The 14,404-nt window shown below is 72.2% G+C and carries 12 protein-coding genes and 2 pseudogenes; 6 read left to right on the top strand and 8 right to left on the bottom strand.

Annotation, left to right across the window (positions count from 1 at the left end; genetic code table 11):
* Positions 1 to 69 precede the first annotated feature (69 nt).
* Complete coding sequence (locus tag H4W81_RS22830) at positions 70 to 1,047, bottom strand: N-acetylglucosamine kinase (RefSeq protein ID WP_192776695.1); 978 nt, start codon at positions 1,045 to 1,047, stop codon at positions 70 to 72.
* Between the two features lie 242 nt (positions 1,048 to 1,289).
* Positions 1,290 to 1,745, bottom strand: coding sequence for a MurR/RpiR family transcriptional regulator (locus H4W81_RS47470; RefSeq protein ID WP_192776694.1), 456 nt, complete (start codon positions 1,743 to 1,745; stop codon positions 1,290 to 1,292).
* 53 nt (positions 1,746 to 1,798) lie between these two features.
* Between H4W81_RS47470 and H4W81_RS22820 the strand changes: the two genes are divergently transcribed.
* Together H4W81_RS22820 and H4W81_RS22815 are read left to right on the top strand one after the other, a co-directional pair.
* Positions 1,799 to 1,942, top strand: a complete 144-nt coding sequence (locus H4W81_RS22820) for a GNAT family N-acetyltransferase (protein ID WP_192776693.1) — start codon at positions 1,799 to 1,801, stop codon at positions 1,940 to 1,942.
* Positions 1,943 to 2,003: 61 nt separating this feature from the next.
* Complete coding sequence (locus H4W81_RS22815; RefSeq protein WP_192776692.1) at positions 2,004 to 3,701, top strand: SMI1/KNR4 family protein; 1,698 nt, start codon at positions 2,004 to 2,006, stop codon at positions 3,699 to 3,701.
* Between the two features lie 16 nt (positions 3,702 to 3,717).
* Here the strand turns inward: H4W81_RS22815 and H4W81_RS22810 are convergent, their stop codons facing one another.
* The 4 genes from H4W81_RS22810 to H4W81_RS49425 all read right to left on the bottom strand — a co-directional run bounded on the left by H4W81_RS22810 (position 3,718) and on the right by H4W81_RS49425 (position 8,619).
* Positions 3,718 to 4,617 carry a hypothetical protein gene (locus tag H4W81_RS22810; protein ID WP_192776691.1) on the bottom strand — a complete coding sequence of 300 codons (900 nt, stop codon included), beginning with the start codon at positions 4,615 to 4,617 and terminating at the stop codon, positions 3,718 to 3,720.
* A gap of 111 nt (positions 4,618 to 4,728) precedes the next feature.
* Positions 4,729 to 6,018 carry an MFS transporter gene (locus tag H4W81_RS22805; RefSeq protein WP_192776690.1) on the bottom strand — a complete coding sequence of 430 codons (1,290 nt, stop codon included), beginning with the start codon at positions 6,016 to 6,018 and terminating at the stop codon, positions 4,729 to 4,731.
* A 27-nt stretch (positions 6,019 to 6,045) separates the two neighbouring features.
* On the bottom strand, positions 6,046 to 7,650 hold the full coding sequence (locus H4W81_RS22800) for an amidohydrolase (RefSeq protein ID WP_192776689.1): 1,605 nt from the start codon (positions 7,648 to 7,650) through the stop codon (positions 6,046 to 6,048).
* Positions 7,651 to 7,740: 90 nt separating this feature from the next.
* Positions 7,741 to 8,619: an Lrp/AsnC family transcriptional regulator gene (locus H4W81_RS49425; protein WP_192776688.1), complete on the bottom strand. Its 879-nt coding sequence runs from the start codon at positions 8,617 to 8,619 to the stop codon at positions 7,741 to 7,743.
* A 41-nt stretch (positions 8,620 to 8,660) separates the two neighbouring features.
* Here H4W81_RS49425 and H4W81_RS22790 point away from each other — a divergent pair, with 41 nt between their 5' ends.
* The gene (locus H4W81_RS22790; RefSeq protein ID WP_192776687.1) at positions 8,661 to 10,256 is read left to right on the top strand and encodes a 5-guanidino-2-oxopentanoate decarboxylase; all 1,596 of its coding nucleotides are present in this window, start codon (positions 8,661 to 8,663) and stop codon (positions 10,254 to 10,256) included.
* A 26-nt stretch (positions 10,257 to 10,282) separates the two neighbouring features.
* On the opposite strand, the gene H4W81_RS22785 is transcribed toward H4W81_RS22790, so the two are convergent.
* A complete protein-coding gene (locus H4W81_RS22785) occupies positions 10,283 to 11,077 on the bottom strand; it encodes an SAM-dependent methyltransferase (RefSeq protein WP_192780977.1) in 795 nt (264 codons plus the stop codon).
* A 164-nt stretch (positions 11,078 to 11,241) separates the two neighbouring features.
* Entirely contained in the window at positions 11,242 to 12,210 is a 969-nt protein-coding gene (locus H4W81_RS22780) for a TIGR03557 family F420-dependent LLM class oxidoreductase (protein WP_192776686.1), read from the bottom strand.
* 180 nt (positions 12,211 to 12,390) lie between these two features.
* Here H4W81_RS22780 and H4W81_RS49740 point away from each other — a divergent pair.
* The 3 genes and pseudogenes from H4W81_RS49740 to H4W81_RS22770 all read left to right on the top strand — a co-directional run.
* Positions 12,391 to 12,510: pseudogene (locus H4W81_RS49740) on the top strand (rhamnogalacturonan lyase family protein); the annotation flags it as partial.
* A pseudogene (locus H4W81_RS22775) lies at positions 12,464 to 13,300 on the top strand (RNA-guided endonuclease InsQ/TnpB family protein); the annotation flags it as partial. The pseudogenes H4W81_RS49740 and H4W81_RS22775, both read left to right, overlap by 47 nt.
* A gap of 49 nt (positions 13,301 to 13,349) precedes the next feature.
* Positions 13,350 to 14,363, top strand: coding sequence for a rhamnogalacturonan lyase family protein (locus H4W81_RS22770; protein WP_192781471.1), 1,014 nt, complete (start codon positions 13,350 to 13,352; stop codon positions 14,361 to 14,363).
* The last annotated feature ends 41 nt before the right edge of the window (positions 14,364 to 14,404 follow it).

Genomic DNA, 14,404 nt, shown 5'->3' with positions numbered 1-14,404 from the left:
ACACTCCCGTGTGTTTGTCTCGACTCCTGCGAGGTCCCGACCGTCGGCGCGGTCGTCGGTGGTGTCGGATCAGGGGGTCGGCGTCGGGCTCGTCTCAGGGTCGGTGAACCGGGGGTGGGCGTCGCCCGCTCGCCGTTCTCCCCGGTGGTCGAGGGCGGCGAGCCAGCTCGCCGCGCCCGCCCCGTCCCGCGCGGTGACGACGCAGGGCACCTCCCGCAAGGCCGGTAGGCGACCTGGTCCGGTCAGCAGCCCGAGGACGGCCTGGCGGACCGGGCCGTCGCTGGTCAGGATGCCGCCCGCCAGCACGATCGGCCCCGAACGGTGCAGCCGGGCGGCGGCGGCCACCAGGCGTCCCGCGGCGTCGCGGACGATCTCCCCGGCGAGGGGGTCGCCCATGGTGGCCGCCCGCGCGACCAGAGGCGCGGTGGCGGCCAGCGACATCCTGTCGGCCTGCGCCAGCCTGACGATGTGCTCGGCCCGCCGCCGTGGCGGGCCGGACGCGCCGAAGCGCGCCGAGACCAGCTCGGCGAGCGGGCCGTACGGCGCGCCGTTGTCCATGGCGCGGACGGCGGCCCGCACGCCGGCCCGCCCGATCCAGAAGCCGACGCCCTCGTCGCCCAGCAGCCACCCGAGACCGTCGGCGACGCCGTCGAGCGCGCGATCGGCGAACCGGGCCGCCGCGGCCCCCGTCCCCGCGAGCAGCAGCGTGCCCGACGGCGCCCGCGTGCCCGCGGCGTAGGCGACGTCCACGTCGCTGACCAGCCTGGGGGAGTGGCGCAGGCCGTGCTCGGCCCAGATCCGGCGCAGCACGGCGTCGAACCCGTCGACCGCGCCGGCCACGCCCGCCACGGACGCGGTCACCCTGGCCGAGTCGAGGCCGTGGAGCGCCTGGCGCAGCGCGGCCGCGACGGCCGCCCCTGCCGCGACGCTCCCGTGCGCGGCGGGGTTGCCGCCGCCGGCCGTCCCGTATCCGGCCCTGGCGCCGGAGGCGTCGTGTACGGCGACGCGGGTGGTGGTGCCGCCCGCGTCGACCCCGGCGAAGAGCATCAGTCGTGTCGTACTCGGTGGCGGTGGTGAAGGCCCGGGCGTCGATGTCGACACCGGGGTTGAGCTTCTCGTACGAGGCGAACATCTTCTCGTAGTTCTCCTCGGATCCCCAGCCCCAGATGGAAAGCGTCACCTTGTCGTTGGTCTGAGTGGGGGTCGAGGGTGAGCTGAGGGCGCAGGCCGCGGCGGCGAGCAGGGTTGTAGCGGCCGCGAGGATTGCCAGACGCATGGGGGCTCCTGGGTCAGCGTTGGGGCAGGCGGTGCTTGGCGACCGCCTCCGTGGCGGCGGTCAGCAGCTGGTCACTGGTCTCGTGGGTGCGCTGGACGACGCCGATGTACAGGCAGTCCAGGACGAGCATCTGGGTATGGCGGGCGGCCACCCCTCCGGCGCGGAAGGGGGTGTCCCTGGCCGCGGTGGTGAGCACGATGTCGGCGACCTCCGCGAGCGGGCTGCGCGGGAAGTTCGTCACCGCGATGGTGGTGGCGCCGCGTTCCTTCGCGATGGTCAGCGGCTCGACGACCTCGGCGGTGGTGCCCGAGTGCGAGATGCCGAGCGCCACGTCGCGATGGGCCGCATCACCCGCCTGAACTAGCCCGCCCTTCGCTCGCCGGCCCGACGCGTGGCCGGCGAGCCACCCGGGTTCGAGGCCGTCCCGGGCGATGGCCGAAGATGGCGCGATGACCGTAGATAGCGCCACGCGCTCTCTACGACCGGTTCCTCTCGACGGCCCGCGACGACGGCCGGACGAAGGTGAAGGCCGTCACCTCGGCGGGCAACGCGTCGTCCATCGCCTTCCACCGCCGGATGGGGTTCGCCGTCGGCGCCCCCGTGCCCGGCTACGACGGCCCCGGCACGGAACTGGTCCTGTTCGAGCGCGTCCTGGAAGGGGCCTGACCGGTCCGCCGCGGGACGCGCGTGATCGCGTATCGGCGCGCGCCGTGTTACAAAGGGGCGGGTGTCCGACGATCGCGAGTCCCAGATCACCGATGTGCTCCGTACGATGGCCGAGAAGATCGCGGCCGGGGCGCCGGCGACCTGGCGGCGGGCCGAGGTGCGGGGGTTCGCGACCGGGCCGGACGGCTCCGGCCACCGCGGCTTCGCCTTCGAGCCCAGGGACGTCGACCAGGACGGCGCCACCGACATCGACCTGCATCCCGAGCTGAGCGCCCTGTATCCGCTCTCGGGGGCGACGGGCGGCCACCTCACCATCGAGCTGACCGTCACCGCCAGGGGCCGGTTCGAGGCGGTGATCAGCGAGTCGCTGGAGCGCATGGACCATGACGAGCACGGCTTCCTGTACGTGCTCGATCGTGACGCGCTGCCGCCCGAGCCCGCCGAGTTCCAGCAGAGCCCGGCGGACGCCACGCCGGCGGGAGATCCGCGGGAGGCCGTCGCCCTGCTCGGCGCGTACCTGCGCGAGCGCGACCGGATCCTGGGCGGTCCGGGCAGCGACAAGTACGCGCTGCCGCCCGCGATACCCGAAGCGCGCCGCACCTGGCTCGAGGCCCAGCTCAGAGGCCGGTACGGCGCGGCGCTCCCCGACGACCTGCGCGCCCTCTACGCCCTCGTCGACGGCGACGGCGGCGAGGGCCTCCTGGACCGGCACCCCTGGTTCGGCCTCGAACTGCTGGAGAGCCAGTGTCGTCCGGAGAACCGCTGGTGGGCCTTGGACCGGAGCTGGCGCCGGCACCTGCTCCGGCCGCTCATCACCACCGTGGGCCCGGAGTCGGCGCTGCGGCGGGTGTCGGACCACCCGCGCTGGATCCCGTTCGCCACCAGCACCGGCGGTGACTTCCTGGCGGTGGACATGGCGCCGGGCCCGGGCGGACGGCCGGGCCAGGTCATCCGCATGGGCCTGCACCACGACGACGGCCCGGTCTACGTGGCCGACTCGGTGACCAGTCTGCTGCGGCGGCACGTCGCCGCCCTGGAGGCGGGGGCCTACCGGGTCGAGCACGGCGAACTGTGGATCGACCTCGGCGACATGGCGGAGCCGAACCGGGACGTCTACGAGGAGTCCCGCTCGCTGACGGTCGCCGGTCCTGACGCGGCCACCATTCGGGGCATGCACGCGCGGATCCAGCGCCTGAAGGTGCGCAACGCCCCCTGGGTCGACTTCGGGCCGGTGCGCGGGGCGCCGGTGCTGTGGCAGGTGGCGGTGGAGAACTGCCCGGGGGCGGACCTGACGCCGCTGCACGACGCGCCGGTCGAACTGCTCGACCTGGCGATGGACGCGATCGACCTGGCGCCGCTGAAGGGCCACCCCACGCTGCGGCTGCTGACGCTGCGCACCGAGCGCCCCGTGGACCTGACGCCGCTGCTGTCCTGTCCGCGGCTGTACGGGCTGGATCTGTCCGGCGCCGCCGTACGGGACATCGGGATGATCAGCGAGCTGAAGGGCCTGCTCTACCTGCGCCTGCGCCACGGGCAGTGGGAGGAGCTCTGGCAGCAGGCCGATCATCCGGCGGGGCTGGCGGCGGCCGGGCTGGCCGGCGAGCCGCCCAGGGAGAAGACGTGGTGGTGGTCGGCCGACCGGGCCTACCGCGCCCCGGAACCCTCACGGGCGACGGCGGTGGGCTGGGCGGCCGACCTGGCCGGCGGGACAGGGAGCGTCCGGGTGTTCACGGGCAGGTTCGCCCGGCGCCGGCGCTGAGGCTCCGGCCGCACGGTCAGCCCCTGGTCGAGATCAGCTGCATGGCGCGCTCGTGCTGCTCGGGCGACGGCGGCCGGCTCCAGGTGATGCCGGGCCGCCCGTCGGCGAGCATGCGCGCCAGGGCGGCGGACATGACGTCCACCGGCTGGGCGTGCGGCAGGTGCGGGCGGATCATCCGGTAGGCCGCGAGCACGCGACCGTAGTCGTACATCAGCGTGTTCGTGAAGCGGCTCTGCTCGCCGTCGGCGCGATCGAGCCCGGCGACGAACTCGGGCTCGGGCTCCTCGATGACCGCCTTGTAGACGTCGAGGCGGTTGCGGATCTCACCGGGAGAGGCGTGGCTGTGCGCCTCGTCGTACATCCTCCGCACGTGCTGCGGCATCTCCGTGAGCACGGTGAGCATGCCGTAGCCGGAGTCCTCGTCCCCGTAGCCGCCGACGCCGCCGTCGACGCCCTGCGCGTGCGTCGCCATCCCCATCTCGCGGGTGAAGTCGTACTTGTCCATGCCGTCGACCGGCTCGCCCATCCAGTCGTCGTCGAGGTGCAGCACCCCTCCCGTCTCCGCCTGCGCCGCCTGGTCAAGCAGATGCCGTACGGCGCCCGCCGGATCGGAGAGCGCCGCCGGGCCCAGCGCGGCGAACCGCTCGGCGAGCAGGAACAGCGAGACGAGCATCGACGGGTCGTAGACGTGCAGCACCCCTGCGTCCCGGTGCGGGAACACGGTCCTCTCGTCGTCGTAGGCCTCGAGCCCGGCCATGAAGGCCTGCTCCTGCTCCTCCGAGAGAATCAGCTCCCAGGCCCACCTGCGCTCCACGTGGAACTTGTAGAAGTCCTCGCCCCTGAGCGGGTCGCGGAACCTCCACCACAGGACGACGCCGATGACCAGCGCGGCGACCACGCCTAATGCGATCCACATACCGTTGTATCTCTTCCCTCTTGTCGCGTTTACTGCCTTTCGTTACAGGCGGTGAAGCCTAGCGACGAGGGCCCGCCCCGCTCCGGGAAACGGCCGAGACGGAGGAAACGATCAGATCTCGACCCGCCCCGAGGAGGCGACCAGCGCCTCGTGGTGCTTGAGGCGGGCCGTGCAGTACACGCCGATCAGCGAGATGGCCATCAGCAGCCCGGCGACCGGCCAGAAGCTCCCGCCCGCCCACACCGCCAGCGTCGCCGCCACGATGGGGGAGAGCCCGCCGAAGACCATGGTCGAGACCTGGTACGACAGCGAGATCCCGGTGTAGCGGACCCGCGCGGCGAAGCCCTCGGCCAGGACGGTCGCGACCGGCCCGTACAGCGCGGACATCGCGAAGCGCATGGCCAGCAACGCCAGGTAGATGAGGGCGACGCTGCCGGTCCCGAGCACCAGGAACTGCGGGATCGACAGCACGACCACGCCGATCAGCCCGGCGATGACCATGCGGTGCGGTCCGACCTTGTCGGCGTAGAACGACAGCACGGGCGTGACCAGCAGTTCGAGGAAGGCGGCCAGCGACAGGCCGTTGAGCAGCATGGCCTCGGAGAGACCGTGCGTGCCCGTGCCGTAGGTGAGCAGGAAGGTGGTGGTGATGTAGTAGCCGCCGGTGGCGGTGGCCAGGGCGAAGACGCCGAGCAGGACGGTGCGCCACGACTTCTGCAGCACCTCGCGCACGGGCAGCGTGTCGGCGACGGCCCGCTCCGCGCGCACCTGCTTCATCGCGGGCGCCTCCTCGAGCTTCAGCCTGATCACCAGGCCGATGACCACGAGGACGGCCGACAGCAGGAACGGCACGCGCCACCCCCACGAGACGAACGCCTCGTCGCCGAAGGAGCTCATCAGGCTGAACGCCCCCGTGGACAGCAGGGCCCCGACGGAGGAGCCGAGCTGGGCGAATGAGCCGAAGAACGCGCGGCGCCCCGGCGGCGCGTTCTCCACGGCGACCAGCACGGCCCCGCCCCACTCGCCGCCCAACGCGATGCCCTGCACCAGCCTGAGCGCCACCAGCATCAGCGGCGCCCAGGCGCCGATCTGCGCGTACGTGGGCAGCAGCCCGATCGCGAACGAGGCGACGCCCATCATGAGCAGCGTGGTGACCAGTGTGTTCTTCCGGCCGATGCGGTCGCCGATGTGGCCGAAGATGATCCCGCCGAGCGGCCTGAGCAGGAAGCCGACCGCGAACGTGCCGAACGAGGCCACGGTCCTGACGAACGGCGACATGTCCGGGGGGAAGAAGACCTGGTTGAAGACGATCGCGGCGGCCGTGGCGAAGGCGTAGAAGTCGTACCACTCGATCGAGGTGCCGACCAGCGCCGCCAGTGCCGACCTGTTCTTGTTGGTCATGGGGGGTTCCTCCGGGCGGGATGTGGGTCAGGCCGACCAGGCCATGCGGCCGCCGATCCAGGTCTGCGTGACCCGGATCGCGCTCAGCTCCGCCGGCTGGGCCGTGGTGGGGTCGCCGTCCATGACGGCGAAGTCGGCGAGCTTGCCCGGCTCGAGCGAGCCCACCGCGTGCTCGCGGCGCAGCGCCCGCGCCGCCGCGATCGAGTGCGCGCGAAGCCCGTCGGGTACTGTCAGCCGCAGCTCGGGGCCGCCGAGCACGGTGCCGAGGACGGTCGTGCGGGTGGCGGCCGCGGCGACCGCCTCCAGCGGGTCGGGCTGGGCGACCGGCGCATCCGAGCTGAAGACGACGGGGACGCCCGCCGCGGCGCAGAGCCCCGCCGGGTTGTAGCGGTGTCCGAGCTCGCCGACCGCGGTGATCGTGCCGTCGCCGGTGCGCAGGTGGTGCTGGGGCTGCATGACGGGGATTACGCCGAGTTCGGCCATGCGGCCGATCTGCTCGTCGGTGGGCAGCCCCGAGTGCTCGATCCGGTGCCGCATGCCGTACGGCGGGCCTGCCTTCTCCACCGCGTCGAGCACCATGCCGATGGCGTACGGCGACTGCGCGTGCGTGGCGGTCTGCAGGCCGAGCCGGTGCGCGCGGCCGATCAGCTCGGTGTACTCCTCGGGCGTGTGGTAGAGCTGCCCGTGGTGGCAGCAGTCGGCGGCGTAGCCGTCGGGGAAGTAGGCGGTCCACCCGCCCAGCGTGCCGTCGGCGTAGAACTTGACTCCGGCGATCCGCAGCCGGTCGTCGCCCAGCTCGCCGGCCAGCCCGAGGTCTGCGGCGGTGTCGAGCAGGGCCGAGGTGACGTAGGCCGAGACGCGCAGCCGCAGGGCGCCGGCGTCCCTGGCCCGCAGGTAGGTCTCCAGCTCGCGCCGTGACACCTGGGCGTCGCCGACGCTGGTCACCCCCGCCGCCAGGAACACCTCCTGGGCCCGCCGGACGTGCTCGATCATGATGTCGGCGGGTTCGGACAGGTGGAAGTTGGGCCCGTGGTTGCTGATCTTGACGCCGTCCGGGCCGGTGAGCAGATCACAGGCGGCGTCCCACAGCTCGCCGTTGGGCTCGCCGCCGTCGAAGCGGCCGATCCGCCCGCCCACGGGGTCGGGCGTGCCCGCGGTGATGCCGTACTGCCGCAGCGCGTGGGTGTTGACGACGCCGCCGTGACCGGAGGCGTTCATCAGGTACACCTCCCGATCGCTGGCGACCCTGTCGAGGTCGTGGGCGGTCGGGTGGCGCCGCTCGGCCAGGCGCCGGTGCTCGTAGCCGAACCCGCGCACCGGCGTGCCGGGCGGCAGCCTCCTGGCCGTCTCCGCCAGGAGCGACACGAGCGTGTCGAGGTCGGGGGCGACCTCGGGCCGGCAGTCGACCCAGGCCAGCGCCTGGCCGTACATGACGGGGTGGCAGTGCGCGTCCACGAAGCCGGGGTGCACGACCCCGCCGTCCAGGGCGAGCTCCTCGTCCACCCGGCCGAGCGCCGCGCGGCACTCGGCGACGGTCCCCACGTGCTCGATCCGCCCGCCTCGTACGGCAAGCGCCTCCGCGTGCCCGTCCGGCGTGATCACCGTTGCCCCGGCGACCAGCAGGGTGTCCATGCGCACCTTCTCCCCTCGAGCTCTTTCGATTGAGGGGAGCATGCGCAACAGACGACTCGTTTGTCAAGCCGCCGTCTGGCAAACGAATCGTCAGTAGCGCTCCTTGACGAGCTCGGCGTGGACCCAGGAGGTCAGCTCCCGCACGCCCTTCATCGCGCGCACCCGCTCCAGCAGCGTGATGACGTCCGGCAGCGACTCGCCCGCCACGGTGCCGACCAGGTCGGCCCTGCCCATGCAGGCGGCCAGGTAGGACACGCGCTCCCACGAGGACAGCTGCTCGACCAGCGGCGCGGCGTCCCCCTCGACGGTCAGCGCGAACCCGCAGAGCTGCCCCATGCCCAGCACGTCTGGACGCACCAGCGCGACCACCCTGGCCACCCCCGCCTCGAGCAGCCGCAGCGCCCGCACCCTCGCCGCCCCGGGGGACAGCCCCACCCGCTCGCCCAGGTCGGCGAAGGCGATGCGGCCGTCGGCCTGGAGCTCCGCCAGGATCCGGTGGTCGATCTCGTCCATCTGCAGATCGCCGCGCGGCTCGGACAGCGCCGTCGAGTCCTTGAGCACCCGGGTGTAGACCAGCGTGTCGACCCCGCGCACCCCCGGCATGCTGCGCAGCCGCTCGATGGAGGTGGCGAGCGCGCCGAAGTCGGGAGCGCGCACCTCGGCCACGACCGCGTGACCGCCGACGGTCAGCGTGACGAAGGGGGCCTCGGCCAGCTCGGCGATCGACTGGGCCACGGGACGGGCGGGGCCGTCCACTCTGATGGAGGCGTGCGCGATGGCGGTCAGCCCCTTGACCGCGGGGTGCACGATGGCGACGATCCGCACCGCCCCCGAAGTGAGCAGGCGTTGCGCGCGGGTGCGCGTGGCGGGCCGGGACAGGCCCACGCGCTGCGCGATCGTCTCGAAGGTCATCCGTCCGTCGGCCTGCAGATGGCGGACGATCTCAAGGTCGGTGCGATCCAGATCCACGTAGACAAAGGTAACGGGCGAAACGTAGGCTCGGCGGCACTATGGCAACCGAATCATCATTGACCGGTGCCGCAGCCGTGGTGGGCGCGCTGCGCGACAACGGTGTCGAGACCGTCTTCGGCATCCCCGGCACCCACAACCTGGAGCTGTACCGGCAGCTGGCGAGCTCGGACATCCGCCACGTCGCCCCCAGGCACGAGCAGGGCGGCGGGTACGCCGCCGACGCCTACGCCAGGGTCAGCGGCCGTCCGGGCGTTTGCGTCACGACGAGCGGTCCAGGACTCACCAACATCGCCACCGCGGCGGCCACCGCCTACGCCGATTCGGTGCCGCTGCTGGTGATCTCGCCAGGGCCGCCGCTGGGTCAGGACCGCGCCGACGTGGGCTGGCTGCACGAGGTCAAGGACCAGCGGGCCGCCATGGACGCGCTGTACGACCGCAGCGTGCGCGTCTCCTCGCCCGCGCAGGCCGCCGCGGTGATCCACGAGACGTTCGCGCGCTGGCGGGTGGAGCGCACCCGCCCCGTCCACCTGGAGCTGCCGCTCGACGTGCTGGAGTCGCCGTGGGACGGCCAGGCTCCCGGCCCGCTGACCTCCGCGACGCTCGTTCCCTCCGGCACCGCGCTCTCCGCCGCCCTCGACGCGCTGCGCGGGGCCACCGCGCCGCTGATCGTCCTCGGCGGCGGCGCGATCGACGCCGCCGCCCCCGCGGCACGTCTGGCGGAGCTGCTCGGCGCGCCGGTGGCCACCAGCGTGAGCGCGAAGGGCGTGGTGCCGGAGAGCCACCCCCTCTCGCTGGGCGCGAGCGTCGGCCTCGGCCCGGTCCAGGAGGCGATCGAGGCGGCCGACGTACTGCTCGTGGCGGGCAGCGAGCTGGCCGACTCGGACCTCTGGGGCGTGCGGCTCCACCCGCGCGGCACCGTCATCAGGGTCGACGTGGACCTGCGCCAGCTGCACAAGAACGTGCCCGCCCGCATCGCGATCCACGGCGATGCCGCCACGGTGCTCGGCGCGCTGGCCGACGCCCTGCGCGGACACGCCCCCGCTGCCGAAGGACGGGCGCGCGCCGCGCGCCTCAGGGACGCGGCGGCGGAGGCGGCGATGTCCGTGGGCGCCGCCTGGCGGCCGGTGCAGGACGTCCTGCGCGACTGCCTGCCGGCCGACACGATCGTCGCGGGCGACAGCGCCCAGGTGTCGTACCTCGGGACCGTGCCGTTCTGGCCGATGGACGGGCCGCGCCGGTTCGTCTACCCGACCGGGTACGCCACGCTCGGCTACGCCGTACCGGCCGCGATCGGCGCCAAGCTGGCGGCCCCGGACCGGACCGTGATCGCGCTGGCCGGAGACGGGGGCACGCTGTTCAGCGTGCAGGAGCTGGCCGTGGCGGCCGAGCTGCGGCTGACCCTGCCCGTCATCGTCATGAACAACCACGGCTACGCGGAGATCCGCGAGGAGATGGTGGCCAGGGACATCCCCCCGGTGGCCGTGGACATCGACGGTGTCGACTTCGCCGCGCTCGGCCGCGCCTTCGGCGGGCGCGGCGAGCGGCCGGCCGACCTGTCCGAGCTGCCCGGCGCGGTCAAGCGGGCACTCGACGCGGACGGGCCCACGGTCATCGAGGTGACCGTGGGCGGCTGACCCGGCCCGCTGACCAGCCGCGGCCCTTACGGCTTGCGGGCGACGCCGCCGTACATGAGGCGCTGGCCCACGGTCAGCTCCGCGGGGACGGCCTCGTCGGGACGCCACTGGGGCAGCGGCACGACGCCGGGCTCGACCAGCTCGAACCCGTCGAAGAAGGCGGTGATCTCGGCGACGGTGCGGAACCGGCCGGTGCCGAGCAGCGCGAGGAACTTCTTCTCGGCGTCGCGGGAGTCCTGGCTCGAGTCGCAGAAGTGCGTGATGAACAGGTAGCTGCCCGACGGGACCGCGGCCATGTAGGCCTCGACGATGCCGCGGGGGTCCTCGTCGTCGTGGAGGTGGTGCAGGATGCCGACCAGCATCACGCCGACCGGCCGGTCGAAATCGATGAGCCGCTTGACGTCCGCGTCGCCCAGGATCGCCGTCGGGTCGCGCAGGTCGGAGGTGACGACCGCGGTCCGGTCGTTCTCGGCCAGCAGCGCCCGGCCGTGGGCCAGCACCATCGGGTCGTTGTCCACGTAGACGACCCGCGAGTCGGGGTTCGCCCGCTGCGCGACCTGGTGCGTGTTCTCCACCGTCGGCAGCCCGGAGCCGAGGTCGATGAACTGGTCAATGCCCTGGTCGACCAGGAACCGCACGGCGCGGCCAAGGATCTGCCTGTTGTAGGCCGCCACGTCGTAGATCTCGGGGACGACCTTCACGATCTCGGCGACGAACCTGCGGTCGACCTCGAAGTTGTCCTTGCCGTTCAGGACGACGTCGTAGGCCCTGGCGATGCTCGGCCTGCTCGTGTCGATCGCGCTGTTCCACTCGTCTGACATGTCGGCCACAGGGTCCTCTCGTGCGGGGGCGCTGAAGGTGATCATAAGCCGCATCGCACCCCGGATACCCGCATATCGCCATGGTCACCCCGCCCGGCTCTCGAGCGGGGGATCAGCGCTCAGCCGCGACCCGACCAGTAGGCCTGCGCAGAACTGCGTCGCTCCTAGAGCTCGTCGAGTGCGGGAAGGAGCGACTTCTGGGCCCAGTCGAAGAACGGCCGCTGCTGGTCGGCGCCGATCTGCACCAGCGCGACATGCGTGTACCCGGCGTCGGCGAACTTCCGCACCGCCTGCACGACGGCGTCCACGTCGTCCCCGCACGGCACGCTCTCGGCCACGTCCTCGGGCCGGACCGTGCCGGAGGCGGCCGCGAAGTTCACCGGTCCTGGCAGCTCCGCCATGACCTTCCAGCCGCCCACGCCCGCCCACCGCCACAGCCGGTGGGCGCGCTCCCTGGCGGCCGCGGCGTCGGTGTCGTAGGCGATGGGCAGCTGGCCGTAGACCGGCTTGCCGGCGCCGCCGGCGGCGTTGAACTGCTGGACCACCTCGGGCATGGGCTCGTTGATCACCAGCACGTCGCCGTACTCCGCCGCGATCGCGGCCGACTGCCCGCCGGAGGCCGCGATGCCGATCGGGACCTGCTCGGCCGGCAGGTCGTAGAGCTTGGCCGAGTCGACGTTGTAGTACTCGCCGTCGAAGGTGACGTAGTCCCCCTGGAACAGCTCTTTGATGATCTGGATCGCCTCGCGGAACATCCGGTGCCGGGTGTTGGCCGGCGGCCAGCCCTCCCCGATCACGTGCTCGTTCAGGTTCTCGCCCGAGCCCAGGCCGAGCGTGAACCGGCCCTCGCTCAGCACGCCCATCGTGGCGGCCTTCTGCGCGACGACGGCGGGGTGGTAGCGCATGATCGGGCAGGTCACGTACGTCATGAGCGGCAGGCGCTCGGTCACCTGCGCGACGGCGCCCAGCACCGACCACGCGTAGGGCGAGTGGCCCATCTCCTCGATCCAGGGGAAGTAGTGGTCGGAGATCACCGCGAAGTCGAAGCCGACCTGCTCTGCTGCGGCGGCGTAGTCCACGAGCTGGCGGGCGGGTGTCTGCTCGGACATCAGGGTGTAGCCAATGTGCACCATGAGGTCGTGGTTTCCGGGAGCGGGCAAGGCTAAGTGCCGGGCACTGGAGATCAATGATGAGGGCCGCCGGTGCCGAAGAACCGCTCGATCATCTGACCCCATTCGGCCTCGGGCGCGCAGTACCGGGACCTCCCCCTCGACAAACCGGCCGACGACTACACCAAGGACGGCCAGCCGTACTCCTACACCGCGGGCGACGCCTCCGTCGGCGACCTCGACGGCGACGGCCGCCACGAGGTCGTCCTGGTCTGGCAAGGGCCCGAAGGTCGCCCCGCCCCGCTTGCGGTCGCGCAAGGATAATCGGCAGGCGATTCGGTTCACCAGGAACGCCCGGTTCAAGGTCGGCGACAAGCTGACGCTGCCCAAGATCGGTGACATCGCGGTCCGCTGGTCACGTGCCCTGCCGTCCGAGCCCAGCTCGGTCACGGTCATCAAGGATGCGGCCGGGCGGTATGTCGCCAGCTTCGTCGTCGAGGTCGGCGAGCAGCCGCTGCCCGGCTCCACGCCCGAGGTCGGGATCGATCTCGGGTTGGGGCATTTCGCGGTTCTGTCGGACGGCCGCAAGATCGACAGTCCGAAGTTTCTGCGCCGGGCGGAGAGGAAACTCAAAAGGCTCCAGAGCACGCTGAGTCGCAAGCAGAAGGGATCGGCCAACCGGGCCAAGGCCCGTGGCAAGGTTGCCCGGCAGCATGCGAAGGTCGCCGACGCGCGCCGCGAGTTCCATCACCAGACCTCCACCATGATCGTCCGCGAAAACCAAGCGGTGTATGTGGAGGGCCTGGCGATCAAGGGACTGGCTCGCACCCGGTTGGCCAAGAGCGTGCACGACGCCGGGTGGGGCACCTTCGTCGCGATGCTGGAGTACAAGGCCAGACTGTATGGCCGAACCTTCACGAAGATCGGCAGATTCTTCCCCAGCTCGAAGCTGTGCTCATCGTGTGGGGCGCTGGCCGAGTCCATGCCGCTGGCCGTGCGGTCATGGGCGTGCCCGTGCGGCGTCCTCCATGACCGGGACGTCAACGCCGCGATCAATATCCTCGCCGCCGGACGGGCGGAGAGGCTAAACGCCTGCGGAGACCAGGTAAGACCCGAGCTTGCTCGGGCACGGGTCGTTGAAACAGGAAGCCACCGGGTGCCGCATGAACCCATGCGGCACGGGCGAGAATCTCCGGGCTTCAGCCCGGGGAGCGCGTCAATACACCAGGAGCGTCCTGGCCGCCTTCGACTTCGACGGCGAGAAGCTGACGCGGCGCTGGGTGTTCGACTCGGCCGCGGCCGGCTCGCAATGGGCGGGCCAGGGCAACCACAACCTGTTCGTGGCGGACGTGGACGGCGACCAGAAGGACGAGATCGTCTTCGGCTCCATGACGACCGACGACGACGGAGAGGGCCTCTACAGCACGCGCCTGGGCCACGGCGACGCCCTGCACGTCAGCGACCTCGATCCGGACCGGCCGGGACTCGAGGTGTTCGCCGCCCACGAGGACATGGGCAGCAGCGGCAAGCGGGGCGCGACCTTCAGGGGCGCCGCCACGGGGGAGGTGCTGTGGGGGATGCCCGCGGAGAAGGACACCGGCCGCGCCGCCGCCGGTGACATCGACCCGCGGCATCCGGGCGCGGAGGGCTGGGCGGTCACCGCGACCGGCGAGTGGAACGCCCGCCAGGGCGAGCTGCGCTCGGCCACCGGCGAGCTGATCGGAGCGGCCATCCCACCGGCGAACTTCCTCGCCTGGTGGGACGGTGACCCGCTGCGGGAGATCGTCGACCATGACTACGACGCCGCCAAGGGCGCGGGCGTCGGCACGATCAGCAAGTGGGACTGGGCGAGCGGCACCGCGAAGCCGCTGCTCAGGGCCGAGGGCACCGCCTCCAACAACTCCACCAAGGGCACCCCCGCCATTCAGGCGGACCTCTACGGGGACTGGCGGGAGGAGATCGTCTGGCGCGCCGAGGACAGCTCCGCCCTGCGGATCCACACCGCCGTCGACCTGACCGACGTGCGCCTGCGCACCCTGATGCACGATCCGGTGTACCGGCTCGGCGTGGCCTGGCAGAACATCGGCTACAACCAGCCGCCGCACCCGGGCTTCTTCATCGGGGCCGGCATGGCCTCGCCCGAGGCGCCGCGCATCCGTTACACCCGGGCGCGCTGATCGGGGCCGAGGGAACGGCTCCCCGGCGGGGCCGTTCCCTC

Source organism: Nonomuraea africana (genome assembly GCF_014873535.1).
GTDB classification, from domain to species: Bacteria; Actinomycetota; Actinomycetes; order Streptosporangiales; family Streptosporangiaceae; genus Nonomuraea; species Nonomuraea africana.
Note: the sequence above shows the minus strand (reverse complement) of the source record. Positions and strands in the feature narration are given on the sequence as shown.